Genomic DNA, 18,000 nt, shown 5'->3' with positions numbered 1-18,000 from the left:
TTAAAATAAGGTTAGGAGGTTTATACGTGGAACAAAGTACTGTTATAAAAGTAGAAAATAGTCCTATTCATAGAAAAAGTAAGGTACTAAAAAAATATACAGGATTACTGTACATAGCACCATGGCTATTAGGTTTTCTAGGGTTTCAATTATATCCTTTGATTTCATCTTTTTATTATTCATTCACTAACTTGGGCTTAAGTGGAAAAGCCAAGTTTGTTGGTTTGACTAATTATATAAATGCTTTAACAATTGATCATGAGTTCTGGAACTCATTAAAGGTAACAGTAATATATGTATTTACGTCAGTTCCTGCAAAATTAGCGTTTGCATTATTAATTGCCATGATTTTAAATTCAAAATTAAAATTTATAAATGCTTTTAGAACTATATATTATATTCCATCTATACTTGGGGGAAGTGTAGCTGTTTCTGTATTATGGAGATTCTTGTTTATGAAGGAAGGCACAGTAAATCAGCTTTTAGCTATATTTTCAATACAACCTCAGGATTGGATAGGAAGTCCTCATTTGGCGTTATTTACATTGGATATTCTTGCTGTATGGCAGTTTGGTTCTTCAATGGTATTGTTTCTTGCTGGCTTGAAACAGATACCACAGGAACTATATGAGGCTGGAATAATGGATGGCGCAACAAAGATTAGAATGTTTTTTACAATCACTTTACCAATGCTAACTCCAATAGTATTTTTCAATATTATTATGCAGTTAGTAGGAGCTTTTCAGGAATTTACATCTGCTTTTGTAATTACAGGTGGAGGGCCTATGCAATCAACTTATTTATACGGAATGAAGCTATATATAGAAGGATTTAGATATTTTAAAATGGGATATGCATCTTCATTATCTTGGATTTTGTTTATAGTAATCTTGATATTCACAGGTATAATATTTAAAACTTCAAGTAAGTGGGTTTATTATGATGATGGGGGTAAATTTTAATGAAAAATAGATCAAGAAGTAAAATTTTCAGATATATAATTTTAGTAGCAGTAGGAATAATTATGATTTATCCAGTTGTATGGCTTTTCTTTGCTTCCTTTAAAAGCAATGAAGAATTATTTGGGTCAGCATCGTTAATTCCTAAGAATTTTATATGGGACTCGTATGCTCAAGGCTGGAAAGGGACAGGCCAATATGGATATAGTACATTTTTTATTAACACTATAAAGCTTGTTATACCAACTGTATTATTTACAGTATTATCTAGTGCTGTGGTGGCTTATGGTTTTGCAAGATTTAAGTTTCCATTCAAAAAGATATTATTTGCGCTTATGTTATCTACACTTATGCTACCAAATGCTGTAGTTATCATTCCTAAATACATGCTGTTTAGGGATCTAGGCTGGATCGATAGTTATAATCCTTTTATTGTGCCTGCAATTTTTGCAGGATATCCATTTTTTATTTTTATGTTGGTTCAGTTTTTTAGAGGACTGCCAACAGAACTTGATGAAGCAGCAATAATTGATGGGTGCAATTCCTTTACTATATTTACAAAGATTATATTACCGCTTTCTAAGCCCGCATTAATCTCTGCAGGAATATTCCAATTTATGTGGACTTGGAATGATTTCTTTAATTCATTGGTTTACATTAACAGTGTTAAGAAATTAACTCTGCCTTTAGCACTTAGAATATCCCTTGATTCATCAGCTTCAGCGGTTCCATGGAATCAGATAATGGCTATGGCGTTGGTAAGCATAATACCTTGTATATTAGTATTCTTCTTCGCTCAAAAATATTTCGTAGAAGGAATTGCTACAACAGGTATGAAGAGTTAGAAAGAAATCGTTATAAAATAGCAAAAGTATAGTTGAGTTATGATAACTATGCTTTTGTTTGTTATGAATATTTAACTTTAAATTTAGAAATATGTAGCGGCTTACTATGCGCTATGCATTTTTCAAATGTAGAATTTGGAATAGTACTTTTTGAATTTCGATAAAAATTATTGATTGTTAAATATCAAATTTAAATGAGAGGTTAGATAAGATATGAAAGAAGTATTAAACGATACAAGTAAAATGTATGATTGTTGGTTAGATTATAGGAAAAGTCAGAGTATTGATTTATATAAGGAATATGTGGATTTATTTAAGTATATATTTGTGAAAAGTAGCAATTCAGTGATTTATACAGCAGTAAATGAGTTAAAAACAGCTATAACTAAGTTCTTTGAAAATATGCCAATAATCTGTAGTTCTGCTCCAAAAGATTCTTATATATTTGTAGGTACAATAGAAGATTTAAACAACAGTGATTTATATTCTAATATAAATCGTGAACTTTTACGGGAAGGTTTCTGTATATCAATACAATATGTAGAAAATAAAGAGGTGCTTTATATAATAGGAAAGGATAAAAACGGAGTACTTTATGGAGTATTTCATTTTATTAGAGGGCTTTATATAGGAAAGTCTTTACCTGAGATAGAGTCTATTGAAAATCCAAGGAATGCATTAAGAATAATAAATCAATGGGACAATATGAATGGAGAAATTGAAAGAGGATATGCTGGGAAATCTATATTTTTTAAGAATAATAATATAGTAAGTGAATTTAGTAGAATTAAAGATTATGCTCGGCTATTAGCATCTATTTGTATTAATGGAATATCTATTAATAATGTAAATGTGCATGAATATGAAACTAAACTTATAACAAAAGAGTATTTGCCTCAGGTAGCTAAAGTAGCTGAGGTATTTAGAAATTATGGAATCAAGCTATACCTAAGTGTAAATTTTGCAGCGCCTGTTGAATTAGGTGAACTTGAAACAGCTGATCCTGTAAATACAGAGGTTATGGAATGGTGGAAAGAAAAAGCGAAGGAGATATATGATTATATACCTGATTTTGGAGGCTTTCTTGTAAAAGCAGATTCGGAATTTAGACCAGGTCCTTTTACTTATGGACGTAATCATGCAGAAGGTGCCAATATGTTAGCACAGGCACTAAAGCCCTATAATGGAATTGTTATTTGGAGATGTTTTGTATACAACTGTTTACTTGATTGGAGAGATCGTTCTAAGGATAGGGCAAAGGCTGCTTATGAAAACTTTAAACCTCTGGATGGAAAGTTTTTAGATAATGTCGTCTTACAAATAAAATATGGACCTATGGATTTTCAAATAAGAGAAGCAGTATCCCCATTATTTGGAGCTATGGAAGAAACTAATGAATTCATGGAACTTCAAATTACACAAGAATATACTGGTCAGCAGAAGCATCTATGTTATCTTGTACCTTTATGGAAGGAATGCTTAGATTTTGATACTTATGCAAAAGGTAAGGGATCAGAAGTTAAAAAAGTAGTATCGGGCAGTTTATTTAACAGTAAATACGGTGGAATTGCTGGAGTTTCCAATATAGGTGATAGTTTGTGTTGGACCGGACATCCTTTAGCACAAGCTAATTTATATGGATTTGGAAGGCTCACATGGAATCCTGATTTTAGTGCTTTGGATATAACAAAAGAATGGATTAAGCTGACTTTTGCATGTGATGAAAAATGTGAAGAAATAATAATTTCTATGTTGCTTAAATCTAGAGAGATATATGAAAAGTATACTAGTCCATTAGGTATAGGGTGGATGGTAAACCCTAATCATCATTATGGTCCAAGTGTAGATGGGTATGAATATTCTCTTTGGGGAACTTATCATTATGCTGATTTTAAAGGCTTAGGGGTAGATCGAACAGCTGCCACTGGAACTGCATATACGCTGCAGTATAAGGAACCTGTAGCAAAGATGTATGAATCCTTGGAAAGCTGCTCAGAAGAACTTTTATTATTCTTTCACCATGTTCCTTACACCTATAAGTTGAGTACAGGAAAGACTGTGATTCAGCATATATATGATACTCATTTTGAAGGAGTTGAGGAAGCCAAAGTCTTTAGAGAAAATTGGATAAGATTAAAAGAGAATATTAATAATGATGAGATATTTAATGCAGTGTTAGAAAAGCTGGATATACAAATAAAAGATGCAAAGGAATGGAGAGACGTGGTAAATACGTATTTTTACAGAAAGACAGGAATTAAGGATAATAAAAATAGAAGGATTTATGAATAGTTAATAGACGTAGTCTGAAAAATTATAAATTGCAGATAGCGAACATGTATGTATAGATAGAACGTATGGATGATAATCAGGAGGTGATTAAGATGGAAGTTATAATTACAGCGAGAAATAAAGAACAAGAAAATAATGATTACCTGACATTGTATGAGCAGGGATTAGATACATCTGTAGAGATAGTAGGTGGAGATGGAAATATTAAGAACCCATTTCAAGTAAATATAAGTGTTAATAATAAAAATGAAACAAGTTGGAGTGGTGTTATTCATATAGAACTATCATTTGATAAAATAAATCCACGTTATTTTATGCCAGCGTTTATGTATGGTAGAAATCGTGGTGAGTGTCCGCAGAATGTTCCTAATGAGTTTCCAAGGCTAAGAGAAGAAACAATACGGCCTTCATCTCCTTGGTGGATGGTAAGAGGTGACAGGCTATCTCATCCAGTAGTTTTGGCGTATGACACAGAAAAAATATATGGGTTTAGTGCAAGTCCATATTTCACAATGAGTAATGGCATAAAAGAGCAATGGAAACCTGAAGTGGAAGGGGAATTTTATCAATATGCAGGATATACTTGTTCATTAGCTAAAGGAACTGTAGGTTATACTTTGGGGTATGAAAATGCACCGTGGCTATTTGTAAAGTCACATGACGTTAGAGAAAGAGCAGCTTTAGATGAAAATTGTTTTGAACTAAAATCTGGAGAGAGATTTGAATTTAAATTGGATGTATATGAATTTGACGCTAAAGCAGTACTTGACGTTAATGCCGTCATAGAAGAAGTATACTATCGTTATCATCAAAGCCCAAGAAAGGTTAGTGATATACTAACAACAGTAGCTGATTTGGCACAGGCTGTTTATCAGGATGCATGGCTGCCGGAAGACCTTAGCTATTCTGGCCAGGTTTTTGAGGATAAGAATAGTGACGGTTATAGGTATAACAAAATTATATCTATTGCCTGGACTAACGGATTATCAGTAGCAACACCGATACTAATGGCAGCTTTAAGGCTTGTCAATGAACCAATGCGTGATCAGGCATTATCCTGCATTAAGAATATTATAAAAAATTCTCTAAGCCCTATCACAGGATTACCTTACGAGGCTTACAGTGATGGAAAATGGTCTGTTAATGGATGGTGGTTTGATGGAATGCATACACCGGGGCATAGTTCTTATTTGATAGGACAATTACTATTCTATGTTCTAAAGGCTTACGATTATGAAAATAAGCTAAAAAATTGTCAGCATGAGGATTGGCTCACATTTGTGAAAGAAATTCTTATAAAAGTTGAAAAAACAAAAAATACTGATGAGGAATATCCATTTATTTTATCAGAGAAAACAGGGGCTGGTATTGAATATGATTCATTCAGTGGTGCTTGGTGCATGGCAGCCTTAGCATATTACTGTTATCTTACAGGGGATAAATCGCATATGGATAGTTTGAGAAAGAGTGAAAATCATTATTATGAAGAATATGTTAAGCAGATGGAATGCTATGGGGCACCGCTGGATACGGATAAAGCTACTGATTCAGAAGGGATTTTAGCCTACATAAAAGCTATCCGATTTTTACATGCTTTAACAGGTGAGAAAAGTTACCTAAAGCATATGAAAGATGCGATTTGTTATGAATTTTCTTTTAAGTTCTGTTACAATTCTCCTGTTAAAGTACCGCCTCTTAGTAAAAGTGGCTGGTCTAGTTGTGGAGGTAGCGTAACCTCTATTGCCAATCCTCATATTCATCCAATGTCAAGTAATCTTATAGACGAATTGCTGTATTTTGCGGAAAATATGGAAGATAAATATGTTAAAGATCGAATGATGGATGTAATAGGCTGGGGATGTCAAACCTATAACACTTATGATAGAGAATATGACTATGGGAAAAAAGGCTGGATGTCTGAAAGATTTTGTCATTCTGAAGGCTTGGTATGTGAAAAATATGATGATGGATCTCTTGCCAGCACATGGTTTTGTTTAATGCCATGGGCAAGTGGAGCTATTATAGAGGGGCTGACTGGTGATTATTGGGATAAGTGCAATGAACATTTGGTTAAGGAAGTTTAATAAAAATAGGTAAGCTATGAAACTAAAACATTGTATTAAGAACAGAGGTGTTTGTATGGATAATCAATATTATAATATTAAGAAAATAATGGATGGAGTATATCATATAAGCGATCCGAACAAGATATGCTGCACCTTAATAGTAGGAAGTAAAAAATCATTATTATTTGATACGGGTTATGGTATTGGAGATTTAAAACAAGTAATTGAAGATTTAACGGATTTACCTATTATTGTGATTAACAGTCATGGTCACCTTGACCACATGGGAGGGAATTATCAATTTAATGAAGTATACATTCATGAAGATGATATAGCCTTAGTAAAGGATATTCTATTATCAGACAAGAGAAATAAAACTATTGGTAATTATAAGAAAAATGCAATGCTTCCAAAAGATTTTAAAGAAAAAGATTATGTAAATAGGCTTTATAAGATAGACTATATTCCGGTAGAAGAAGGGCAAGTATTTGGCTTAGGAAGATATGAGCTTGAAGTAATTTATTGTACAGGGCATACTGATGGCTGTATTGCACTAATTGACAGAAAGAATAAGTTACTGCTTTCAGGTGATACAATATTACAGCATGTATGGATGTTCCTAAAAGAAAGTAAAAACATAAGTGAATATCTCAATAGCCTTGAAAAGTTAAATAAATTAGAATTTGATATTAATCTTACTTCTCATTCAGCTGAACTTTATAGCAAAGAATTATTAAATAGGCTGATTCATTGTGTTAATAGTATTGATGTTTCTAAAAGTACACCGTATTTTAATGAAGCATATCCTTATGAAGCATTTATGTATTTTGAGGGGGGAGAACCTTTTATTAGTCCCAATTTTGTTTCTATTGTTTTTAGTAAAGATAAGTTGTAGAAATAATAGTCTCCATAATAGAACTCACGGAAATCTAAAGTTAGATTTTCGTGAGTTATTTATTTTGAAATTAATTTATAAGATATTTTAAGCTATAGTTAATTTACGTTGTATAAATTATAAGACTTAGAATGTTTTTAATATACTTTTTATATAAAATATTCAATTATGTAGTATAAATAGAAGACATTGATTTTTTTCCACAAACATGGTAACATTACCACAAGAAATGGGTAATGATTATACTAAAAATACAATATATAAATTGGACACTATGATAAGTTTTCTGTATTTGGGTACCTGGATAACTTTGAGTGATTGGTACAACCGACCAGCATAAAAAATATAAATTATTATATTTTTATTTTTTATACTGGCCGTTTTTTTACAAAATAATGAGAGCGTATGGATATTAAAAGTTTCTAAGAAATGATAATTATTAATTAGTAGAAGTAATAATTGTATGCCTGTATATAAATGTTGTAATAATAAAATTATAGTTAAGATGTTTCTATCTGCTAAGTAAATATACAGATGCAAAATGCAGAAAACCAATTGCAACATATATATAAGAATTTATAAAAAATTATAATCGTAGAAAATGCAAGATGGTATTTAGGGTAATAATCTTGGTTTAAATATAAATTATAGTTAAGTATTAATACAGTATGTTAAGCTAAATTGTACAAAAGAAAAATGTATGATTATGGGTTGCATTAGGATAATACGGATGAGGTGTGATGTTTTGAACGTAAATTATTATTTTAGTTTAATACTTTTTGTGTCAGCAGTAGTTTTAGTTTTTATAGGATATTTTTCATGGAAAAGAAATAAAGTATATATGTCTATGTGCTTGCTTCCTGTGTCAATATATGAGTTTGGATATGCCTTTGAAATATTAAGTACAAGCCTTGAAAAGGTGAAGTTTTGGATAAAAGTAGAGTATCTTGGAATAGCGTTTTTACCTGTGGTTTGGCTAATGCTTGCACTTAATTTTAATGGTTATGAAGAAAGATTAAAAAAGAGTACTTTAAAGTTATTTTATATTGTACCTGTAATTACATTAATAATGAATTATACAAATGATTTTCATCATTTGTTTTATGAGAGTTTATATATGAATAATGATGGCATTTTTCCAATTGTAGAAATAGTAAAAGGACCTTTTTATTGGCTGAATATTGTTTATACATATTCTTCAATGCTGGCAGGATTAATAATATTTATATTTGCCTATTCTAAAGCAGTATCAATAGTAAGAAAACAAATACTACTCTTAATAATGGCTTGGATAATTCCATGGATTTCAGATATTGTTTATACGTTGCGATTAATGCCTTTTAATTTAGATTTGTGTCCCTTAGCATTTTCTTTTTCAGGGATAATTTCCAGCTATGCTATATTAAATTTTAAACTATTAAAACTTGCGCCAATAGCATTAGAAAAAGTCTTTTCTAATATGTTAGATGGAGTCATAATACTAGATTCTGAAAATAATATAGTTAACTTTAATGATTCATCTCAAAATATAATTTCAGAATTAAAAAATATAAAAGCTGGTGATAAAAAAATAGATGAGGTATTAAAGGAATATAAGGAAGTATTGAAAGCTTTAAATAGCGATTCTTATAATGAAAGTTTAATAACAATAAAAAATTATGATAAGCTTAGATATTTTAAGATAAATATAAACAATATATATAGAAAAAATGATGAAATCATTGGAAAAATCTTAATTTTTAACGATGTTACTGAAATTAAACTTCATGCAAAGAAGTTGGCTGATAATTTTAAATTTCTTGAAACTCTTATGAATGCTATTCCTCATCCAATATATTCTAAAGATGAACAGGGGGGATATAACCACTTTAATACTGCATTTATAGAATTTTTGGGAATAACGAAAGAAGAACTTATAGGAAACACTGCTTATGATGTATTTGGAAAGGGTCTAGCAGAAAGATATTATGAATCTGATAGAAATTTAATTGAGAAAAATGGGACTCAAGTTTATGAATCAAAGCTTAAACATAATGATAATACATATCATGATGTGATTTTTAGTAAATCAGTTGTTAAAGATGAGCATGACAAAAATAAGGGCTTAGTCGGTGTAATAATGGATATTACAGAAGAAAAGAAGAATAGAGAAAGAATAGATAAGCTATTAAAGTTAAAGGAAGTAATGGTTAAGATAGGGTATTCTATTAATGAAATAACTAATATTAATGATTTACTCCAACTAATATTAGATGAAGTTATTAATTGCATTGATGAGCAAAACAGTGGTTCAATATTACTTTTGGATGAAGATAAAAATTTAAAAATAGCTGTAGCAAAAGGTTATGATTCAGAAGAAATTAAGACATTTTCAATTAAACTGGATGAACATCGTTTAAGATTTAATAACGGAGAAAAAATAAATGAAACTGTTATTTTCAATGATATATATAAATCGCAGAATATAAATATGCTAGATACAATGGAAGGAGTAAAAATAAGGTCTTCTATTAGTTCGCCTATTATTATAGAGGGTAAATTGTATGGATTTTTAAATATTGATAGTATATATAATAATGCATTTAATGAAGGAGATATAGAGTTAATGGAGTATATGAGAAATCAAGCTTCCATTGCAATTGCCAAACATAAACTTTATGAAGAAACCTTGTATTTATCTAGGTACGATAAATTAACTAATGTTTATAATAGAAGTTATTTTGAGCAATTGGTTAATACAAATATTTATAGTGAGAGTGCAGATAAAAAAGAATTTTGTGCAGCTGTTTTTGATTTAAATAGTTTAAAATTCGTTAATGATAATTATGGGCACTTGTGTGGTGATGAGTTGATTAAAACTTTTGCCAAAGGATTAAGTACTTTAAGAGGAACTTCTGACATTATAGGAAGATTTGGTGGGGACGAATTTATAGGGATTTTCTTTGATATAGATCAAGGAGATTTGGTGAATAGATTTGAGGAACTTGCTAAGAGTTTTAAGAGCAATCCAATAAGCTTTGGTGAGAGGACTATTGTTTGCAGTTATAGTTATGGAATAGTCAACGGTCAGAGGGACGGAATGAAATTTAATGAACTATTAAAAATAGCTGATGCGCGAATGTATGAATATAAGCGTTTGGTGAAAAGTAAAAAAATATAATAAAACATAAAAAATTGGACTCTTTGCAATAAATCATTTAAAATTAAATATATATTTGTCTTTTAGTAGCAGGTAAAGCGGATTTTTATATAATACTAAAAGATAATTTCATAAATTCTTATTGAATTTAGATGGATGAAAACAAGATAAGCAATAAGATGAAATACTTGGGGAGGAAACTTAATGAAACTACAAATTAAAGATTTCTTGAAAGAAAGAATATTAGTTCTAGATGGAGCCATGGGAACTTGTATTCAAAATTATAAATTAGAAGAAAATGATTATAGAGGAAATTTAAACTTTTCCTGCAATCAAAAGGGAAACAATGATATTTTAAATCTTACAAATCCTCATATAATAAGAGAGATTCATGAGGCGTATTTAAAATCTGGAGCAGATATAATTGAAACAAATACATTTAATAGTACGAGTATATCTCAAAAGGATTATGAAATGGAAAATAAAACTTATGAACTTAATTTTGAAGGAGCAAAGCTAGCAAGAGCTGCTGCAGATAAATTTACAGCAGAAAATCCAGATAAACCTCGTTTTGTAGCAGGGTCACTTGGACCTACAAACAAAACTGCATCTTTATCTCCAGATGTTGAAAATCCAGGTTATAGGAACATAAGCTTTGATGAATTAATGGAGGCTTACAAAGAGCAGGTTTTAGGACTTATAGATGGCGGAGTAGATTTAATTCTTATAGAAACAATTTTTGATGCATTAAATGCAAGAGCTGCTCTTATGGGAGCAAAGTCTGCATTTTTAGAAAAGGGCAAGGATTTACCTATAATAATTTCTGGGACTATCGCAGATAAAAGTGGAAGAATTCTTTCAGGTCAGACCTTAGAAGCATTTGTAAATACCATGGTTGATGAAAGCATAATTGCAATAGGTTTAAATTGTTCCTTTGGAGCAAAGGATTTAATACCTTTTGTAAAATATCTTTCAAAATCTCAAAATAGATTTATAAGCATGTATCCAAATGCAGGACTTCCAAATTCTTTTGGTGAATATGATGAAAAACCTGAAGATACAGCTGCTTTAATAAAAAGTTTAGCAGAGGATGGATGTCTTAATATTGTCGGCGGTTGTTGTGGTACAACTCCAGATCATATAAAAGCAATAAGTGAAGCAATAAAGGATATACCACCAAGAAAGATACCTGATGTTAAGAAGGAAACAGTTTATTGCGGTTTAGAAGCCCTTAGAGCAAATAAAGAAAATAATTTCATAAATATTGGTGAAAGAACAAATGTAGCAGGATCAGCGAAATTTGCAAGATTAATAAGAGAGAAAAATTACGAAGAAGCTTTATCTATCGCAAAAGATCAAGTTCAAAATGGAGCTCAAGTAGTAGACATAAACTTTGATGATGCTCTTTTAGAGGCAAAAGAGGAGATGGATAATTTCCTTAAACTTTTAGCAAGTGAACCTGAAATTTCTAAAGTGCCAGTAATGATAGATTCCTCTAAGTTTGAGGTTCTTGTAACTGGACTTAAAGCACTTCAAGGGAAACCAATAGTAAATTCAATAAGTCTTAAGGTAGGAGAAGAGGAATTTAAAAGACAGGCTAAAGTTATAAAAGACTTTGGGGCAGCGGCTGTTGTCATGGCTTTTGATGAAAATGGTCAGGCAGATTCTTATGAGAAAAAGATAAGCATCTGTAAAAGAGCTTATGATATTTTAGTAAGCGAAGTTAAATTTCCTCCAGAAAATATAGTTTTTGATCCTAATATTTTAACAATTGCAACAGGAATAGAAGAACATAATAATTATGCCGTGGACTTTATTAATGCAACTAAGTGGATAAAAGAAAATTTACCTTATGCAAAAGTAAGCGGTGGTGTAAGTAATCTTTCCTTTGCCTTTAGAGGTAACAATGTAATAAGGGAAGCTATGCATTCAGTGTTCTTATATCATGCAATTAAAGCTGGAATGGATATGGGCATCGTAAACCCTGGAATGATACAGATTTATGATGAAATTGATGAAGCGTTACTTGAAAAAGTAGAAGCAGTTATCTTTAATAAGAGTGAAAATGCAGCAGAGGAGCTTTTGGAATTTGCAGCAACCTACAACAAAGCTTACAACAAAGCAGAAGAGAGCAAAGAAGCTTGGAGAAACGAAAATGTTAAAGAGAGATTAAAAACTGCCTTAGTAAAAGGTATAGATAAATATATTAAAGAGGATGTTGAAGAAGTAAGAACAGAATATAGCAAATCTTTAGAGGTAATAGAAGGACCTCTTATGGATGGTATGAATGAAGTAGGCAAACTTTTTGGTGACGGAAAGATGTTTTTACCTCAGGTTGTAAAAAGTGCAAGAGTTATGAAGAAGGCTGTTGAAGTTTTAATGCCATATCTAGAAGAAGAAAAAAGCAGCAGTGGAAGTGTTAGTGCAGGAAAAATAGTTTTTGCAACTGTAAAAGGTGATGTTCATGATATAGGTAAAAATATTGTATCAGTGGTACTTTCTTGCAATAACTTTGAAGTCATCGACCTTGGAGTAATGGTACCTACAGAAGTTATTTTAGAAACAGCTAAAAATGAAAATGCAGATATTATAGCCTTAAGCGGCCTTATAACTCCTTCTCTAGAAGAAATGGCAACTGTCGCTGAAGAGATGGAAAAGCAGGGCTTTAAAATTCCACTAATGGTTGGTGGAGCAACAACCTCGAGAGCTCATACTGCAATTAAAATTGCACCAAAATACTCAGGTGGAGTAATTCATACAACCGATGCATCAAAAGCTGTTGAGGCCGCGAAATATCTTTTAAATAAAGATAAAAAAGCCGAATATCTTAAAGCTTTAGAAGCAGAATATGAAAAAATAAGAGAACTTTTCAACAAAGTGCCTAGAAAATTCATTCCATTAGATTATGCAAGAAAAAATAACTTAAAGATAGAGTGGGATAAGGAACAAATAGATAAACCTAAGATGCTAGGAATAAAGAAATTCATAGATTTTCCTATAGGAAAATTAAGAAAGTATATAGATTGGAGCTTTTTCTTCATAGGCTGGGATATGGGAATGCCATATCCACAAATACTTGAAGATCCCAAATACGGTGAAGAAGCTAAAAAATTATTAGCTGATGCTGAAAAGATGCTTGATAAAATAGAAAGTGAAAATATCCTAAAAGCAAATGCAGCTTTTGGTATTTTTGAAGCTAATTCTGTAGGTGATAATATTGAAGTTTATAATAACTCAGAGGTAACCACTTTTAATCTTCTTAGACAACAAGAGGAGAAAAAAGATAACACGTACCTTTGTTTATCAGATTATATAGCACCAAAGAATAGTGAAATAAAAGATTATTTAGGTGCCTTCATTACTACAGGTGGAGTAGGAGCAAAGGAATACGCAGATAAACTTAAAGCTTCTGGTGATGATTACAGTGCAACAATGGTAATCTTACTTGCAGATAGACTTGCAGAAGCCTTTGCAGAATATATTCATGAAAAAGTAAGAAAAGAATTCTGGGCATATTCAAAAGAGGAAAACTTATTAATGGAAGATATCTTTAAAGGTAACTATAGAGGAATAAGACCAGCAATAGGTTATCCTTCCCTTAGAGATCATTCAGAAAAGGTAAAACTATTTAATCTTCTTGATAAAGAGGGAGAGTTAAAAGTAGAACTTACGGATAGTTATATGATGTCCCCAACAGCAAGCACCTGCGGCCTTTATTTTGGAAATAAGAATGCTAAGTATTTTGACATTAATAAAATTGATGAAGATCAGTTTGAAGATTATGTTAAGAGGAATGGCAGGGATAAGGGTGAACTTAGAAAGCTCATGTATACACTTATAGATTAAATATCTTGAGTTAATAATATTAGATAGATTATTCAAAGCGAATCTAAACATTTTTCGTGATTTAGAAAGTTAAATTTTCTTATATCAACAAGCCCCACAAAATCTAACAGTTGGATTTTTGTGGGGACTTTTTTATTTAATTACATCTTTTTAAAGTAATGATTTTATTTAAATAATATATAAAATACATTATTTACAATAAATGATAAAATATACAACTTAATTGTGATATAATTTTTAGAATAATTGATGTTATGGTATTGTGTGATTTATTTAATTCATAATTTATTTTAGAGGATATAATATGGAAAAAGTAATTCCAATGTTCTCAAAATTATTTCTGGAAAATTAACTTCTAAATGGGGAATGCTGTAAGTTCTCAAGGGATAATTGTTGAATTTTACGATAAATGTGGAATTTGAGTTTATGGGGTGTATAGGAATGTTGATTAAAAAACTAAATAAAAAATTATCTGATAGTAAAATTGGACTGATAATAGCTTTGTTTTATTTTGTACTTATTGTGGCTTCGACTTTTGTAAGTAGTTTTTTTTATGAAAAAATATATTTTAATATTACACAGAAAAAAGTCAGTGAAGTGTCTGTTCAAACATTAAATTCTATACAGACAAATATTAATTTGATGATTAATAATGCAGACAGCTTGTCTAAAATGGTTTTATCCAATAGTGATTTGCAAAAGCTTTTAAGGCAAGGTGGTATGTATGAGGATTTAAATGCACAGGCTAAAGTAAGTTCATACTTGTATAAATTTATTCAGTCTGTAACTTATGTAAGTTCAGTGTATATTTTAGATAACTCTAGCAATGTCTATTCAGTAGGAGCAGATGTATTACCAAGTCTTTCAGCTCATAAAATTATTAATGCAGAATGGTATAAACGTGTAAAGGAAAAAAACGGAGGGTTTATACTGGAATTAAATGGAGGAGGGGTAACCTTTGAAAATAGCCAAGATAACTATGTTTCTTTGATACGTCTAATAAGAGATATGGATAATGTAGATAAGTTAGGTGTTTTAGTAATTAATATTCCACAAAAATCATTTAAACAAGTTTTTGATAATATCTCTAGTGATGTTGAAACTAATATAACAGTATTAGATGAAAAAAATCAGAATATTACATCATTAAAAAGCCTAAATAGCAAAGAGGGAAGTGTACAAGAGAATATAAATATAGATAATGAAATGATACGAGCAGGGGATGAGTTTGTAGGTAAGGATATAGGCTATAAGATGAAAAAAATAGATAAAACAGAATATCTTATTAGTTACAGCTCTAAAAATGATTATAATTGGAAATTTGTAAGTGTTATTCCTTTTACTAAACTTTATAAAGAAAATATGACTATGATATTTATTGGTTTTATAGTTATATTGTTTAATGGCATTATCCTGTTTGTTTGTTCCATTGGTATATCTAGAATTTTCACTATGCCTATTGGATATTTGTTGAATTCTATGAAAGATATAGAGAAAGGCGTATTCAATGAGGTACATATTAAGGCTTATGGTTATGAATTAAAAAAACTTTGCAGCGGCTATAACATAATGATAGAAGAAATAAAAAAACTTATTGTTCACGTTATAGAAGAACAAAAGACAATCAGAAAAGCAGAATTGTATACGTTTCAAGCTCAGATTAAACCTCATTTTTTATATAATACGTTAGATTCAATTAATTCACTGGCTCTTTCAGGATGCAATAAAGAGGTAAGCGAATTAGTAGAGGCTTTAGGTAATTATTATAGGACAAGCGTTAGTAAAGGCAAGGAAATTATAACAATTAGAGAAGAAATAGAAATGGTTAAAAACTATCTCAAAATTCAAAAGATAAGATATCCGGATTTATTCAAAGCAGAATATTTAATTGAAGCAAACTGCCTAGATTATAAGATTCCTAAGCTTATTTTGCAGCCACTTGTTGAAAATGCACTATATCATGGAATTAGAGAAAATGGGAAAAGTGGAACTATCAAAATTAGAGTTTATATGAATAACGAAATTATTATTATATCAGTGGAAGATGATGGCGCTGGAATGAGTGAGAAGCAAATAAAAGATATTATAAGTAACAATAATAAAAGCTTTGGACTTAGAGGAACTTTTGAAAGAATTAGAATTTTTTATGGGGATGATGAAGCTTGCAAAATTGAAAGCAAGCTTGGAGGAGGAACGAAAATTTTATTGTATATAAATACCGAGCATAAAGACTATTGAAGTCTGAAAGAAATGATTTCATAATGCTTTATGCTTCAAGAAAGGAATGGTTATAAAAATGAAAGGTATATTAAAGGTTATTATTGTAGATGATGAATATTTAATTAGAAATCTCATAAAGATGAAGGTTAATTGGGAAGATGTAAATATGGAAGTTGTGGGAGAAGCAGGAAATGCAGAGCAAGCTTTAGAATTGATAGATAAATTAAATCCAGACATTATATTTACTGATATATGCATGCCTTCTATAGATGGAATTGAACTTAGCAAGAATATAATAGAAAAGTATCCGGATATTAAAATTATTATTGTTACAGGTTATGATGATTTTGAATATGCAAGAAGTGGTATTAAACTTGGAATATATGATTTTATTTTAAAACCTATAAATTCATCTGAACTTATGGAGACCTTAAGTAAGCTTAGAAATATAATAAACTCAGAAAGAAATCATGAAGAGGAATATAATCAATTGAAAAATCAGGTTCATGAAAGTTTACCAATTTTAAAAGAGAAATTTTTGAATGAACTTTTATTTGATCAGCTAACTTCGGAAGAGATCATGAGTAAATTTGAGTATTTTAAGATTAATGCAGATCCTTACTATAATGTATTCCAGATAGCATTGATAGAAGTGGATAATTTAATAAAAGATGAGAGAAAAGAAGAAAATAAAATTTTGCTATCTATGCAGTGCTTTAATATTATACAAAATTTCTTTAAAGAAGATAATTATGTTTTTGTATTTTTTGATAATGGAAGAAGAATTGCAATATTATCAAATAGTGAGAAGGTAGATTTAATAGAAAGCTGTGAATTACTAAAAAAAATAATTATAGACAAGTTAGAGTGTTCTGTTAGTTTGGGAGTTGGTATGAAAAAAGGAAAGGCTCCAAATATCAGGTTTTCTTACAAAGAGGCCATAGAAGCAGTGAACTACAAAGTTATTGCTGGAAAGAACCAGGTTATAAGTTACACTGACATACATGTAGGTGAAAATATTTTTCATAACAGAGATGAAGATAGGATGGGGAAGTTAAGCCTATTCATTAATGCAGGAGCAAAGGAAAATGCTTTAGAAATTTTAGAACAGATATTTACCATTTCAGCTATTGGTTATCTGGAAGCTATGAAAAAAGCTAGATTACAGGCTTTAGATGTGTTATTTGTCTGCCAACGCATTGCTAGTGAACAGAAAATTACTCCTACAGACATTTGGAAAAGCCATGAAAAAATAAATGAATTAATTTTAAAAGCTGATAATTTGCCAGAACTAAAACAGTGCATGAGAGAATGTGTAAAAGACATTACTGAATTGATGCAAAAATCGAATGCAGTAAAAGCGAATACATTTATTAAAAATGTAAAGGAATATTTAAATAACAATATTTCCAATCAAGATTTATCACTATCTAGTGTTGCAAAAGAATTCTTTATAAGCTCAGGACATTTGGGACGTCTATTTAAACAGCAAACTTCTAAGACTTTTATCGAGTATCTTACTGAAATAAGAATTAAAAAAGTTCAAAAACTTTTGCTGGAAACAAATTTAAATGGATCTCAGATTAGTGAAAGGGTTGGAATAAGTGATTCCCATTATCTAAGCATTCTATTTAAAAAGCATACAGGACTTTGCATTAATGAATTTAAAAAGTTTAAAAAAGTCTAGATAACATGTTGTTTTTTTGAATATTTATGTGCAGATATTGAATTGTAAACA

General features: G+C 30.3%; 9 protein-coding genes and 1 riboswitch. All 9 genes read left to right on the top strand.

From position 1 onward, the window contains the following. Positions 1-26 precede the first annotated feature (26 nt). The 9 genes from CLOBL_RS05465 to CLOBL_RS05425 all read left to right on the top strand — a co-directional run bounded on the left by CLOBL_RS05465 (position 27) and on the right by CLOBL_RS05425 (position 17,949). Positions 27-962, top strand: coding sequence for a sugar ABC transporter permease (locus tag CLOBL_RS05465; protein ID WP_077858088.1), 936 nt, complete (start codon positions 27-29; stop codon positions 960-962). Next, on the top strand, positions 962-1,804 hold the full coding sequence (locus tag CLOBL_RS05460; protein ID WP_077858087.1) for a carbohydrate ABC transporter permease: 843 nt from the start codon (positions 962-964) through the stop codon (positions 1,802-1,804). Before CLOBL_RS05465 ends, CLOBL_RS05460 begins: the two co-directional genes overlap by 1 nt. A 213-nt stretch (positions 1,805-2,017) precedes the next feature. Next, a complete protein-coding gene (locus CLOBL_RS05455) occupies positions 2,018-4,096 on the top strand; it encodes an alpha-glucuronidase family glycosyl hydrolase (protein WP_077858086.1) in 2,079 nt (692 codons plus the stop codon). A 92-nt stretch (positions 4,097-4,188) separates the two neighbouring features. After that, entirely contained in the window at positions 4,189-6,180 is a 1,992-nt protein-coding gene (locus CLOBL_RS05450; protein WP_077858085.1) for a hypothetical protein, read from the top strand. 55 nt (positions 6,181-6,235) lie between these two features. Then, the gene (locus CLOBL_RS05445) at positions 6,236-7,057 is read left to right on the top strand and encodes an MBL fold metallo-hydrolase (RefSeq protein ID WP_077858084.1); all 822 of its coding nucleotides are present in this window, start codon (positions 6,236-6,238) and stop codon (positions 7,055-7,057) included. A gap of 258 nt (positions 7,058-7,315) precedes the next feature. Beyond that, positions 7,316-7,399: riboswitch (cyclic di-GMP riboswitch) on the top strand. Between the two features lie 388 nt (positions 7,400-7,787). Further along, positions 7,788-10,217: a histidine kinase N-terminal 7TM domain-containing protein gene (locus CLOBL_RS05440; RefSeq protein WP_077858083.1), complete on the top strand. Its 2,430-nt coding sequence runs from the start codon at positions 7,788-7,790 to the stop codon at positions 10,215-10,217. A 183-nt stretch (positions 10,218-10,400) separates the two neighbouring features. Beyond that, entirely contained in the window at positions 10,401-14,042 is a 3,642-nt protein-coding gene (metH, locus tag CLOBL_RS05435; protein WP_077858082.1) for a methionine synthase, read from the top strand. A 441-nt stretch (positions 14,043-14,483) separates the two neighbouring features. After that, complete coding sequence (locus tag CLOBL_RS05430) at positions 14,484-16,280, top strand: sensor histidine kinase (RefSeq protein WP_077858081.1); 1,797 nt, start codon at positions 14,484-14,486, stop codon at positions 16,278-16,280. A gap of 58 nt (positions 16,281-16,338) precedes the next feature. Beyond that, positions 16,339-17,949, top strand: coding sequence for a response regulator (locus CLOBL_RS05425; protein WP_077858080.1), 1,611 nt, complete (start codon positions 16,339-16,341; stop codon positions 17,947-17,949). Positions 17,950-18,000: the final 51 nt, after the last annotated feature.

It is taken from the genome of Clostridium sp. BL-8, from assembly GCF_002006495.1.
Taxonomy (GTDB): Bacteria; Bacillota; Clostridia; order Clostridiales; family Clostridiaceae; genus Clostridium.
Note: the sequence above shows the minus strand (reverse complement) of the source record. Positions and strands in the feature narration are given on the sequence as shown.

Bases quoted from the DNA above. Each gene is read 5' to 3' on its own strand.
- CLOBL_RS05460 (WP_077858087.1), top strand. From the start codon at position 962: ATGAAAAATAGATCAAGAAGTAAAATTTTCAGATATATAATTTTAGTA.
- CLOBL_RS05455 (WP_077858086.1), top strand. From the start codon at position 2,018: ATGAAAGAAGTATTAAACGATACAAGTAAAATGTATGATTGTTGGTTA.
- CLOBL_RS05450 (WP_077858085.1), top strand. From the start codon at position 4,189: ATGGAAGTTATAATTACAGCGAGAAATAAAGAACAAGAAAATAATGAT.
- CLOBL_RS05445 (WP_077858084.1), top strand. From the start codon at position 6,236: ATGGATAATCAATATTATAATATTAAGAAAATAATGGATGGAGTATAT.
- CLOBL_RS05440 (WP_077858083.1), top strand. From the start codon at position 7,788: ATGAGGTGTGATGTTTTGAACGTAAATTATTATTTTAGTTTAATACTT.
- metH (WP_077858082.1), top strand. From the start codon at position 10,401: ATGAAACTACAAATTAAAGATTTCTTGAAAGAAAGAATATTAGTTCTA.
- CLOBL_RS05430 (WP_077858081.1), top strand. From the start codon at position 14,484: ATGTTGATTAAAAAACTAAATAAAAAATTATCTGATAGTAAAATTGGA.
- CLOBL_RS05425 (WP_077858080.1), top strand. From the start codon at position 16,339: ATGAAAGGTATATTAAAGGTTATTATTGTAGATGATGAATATTTAATT.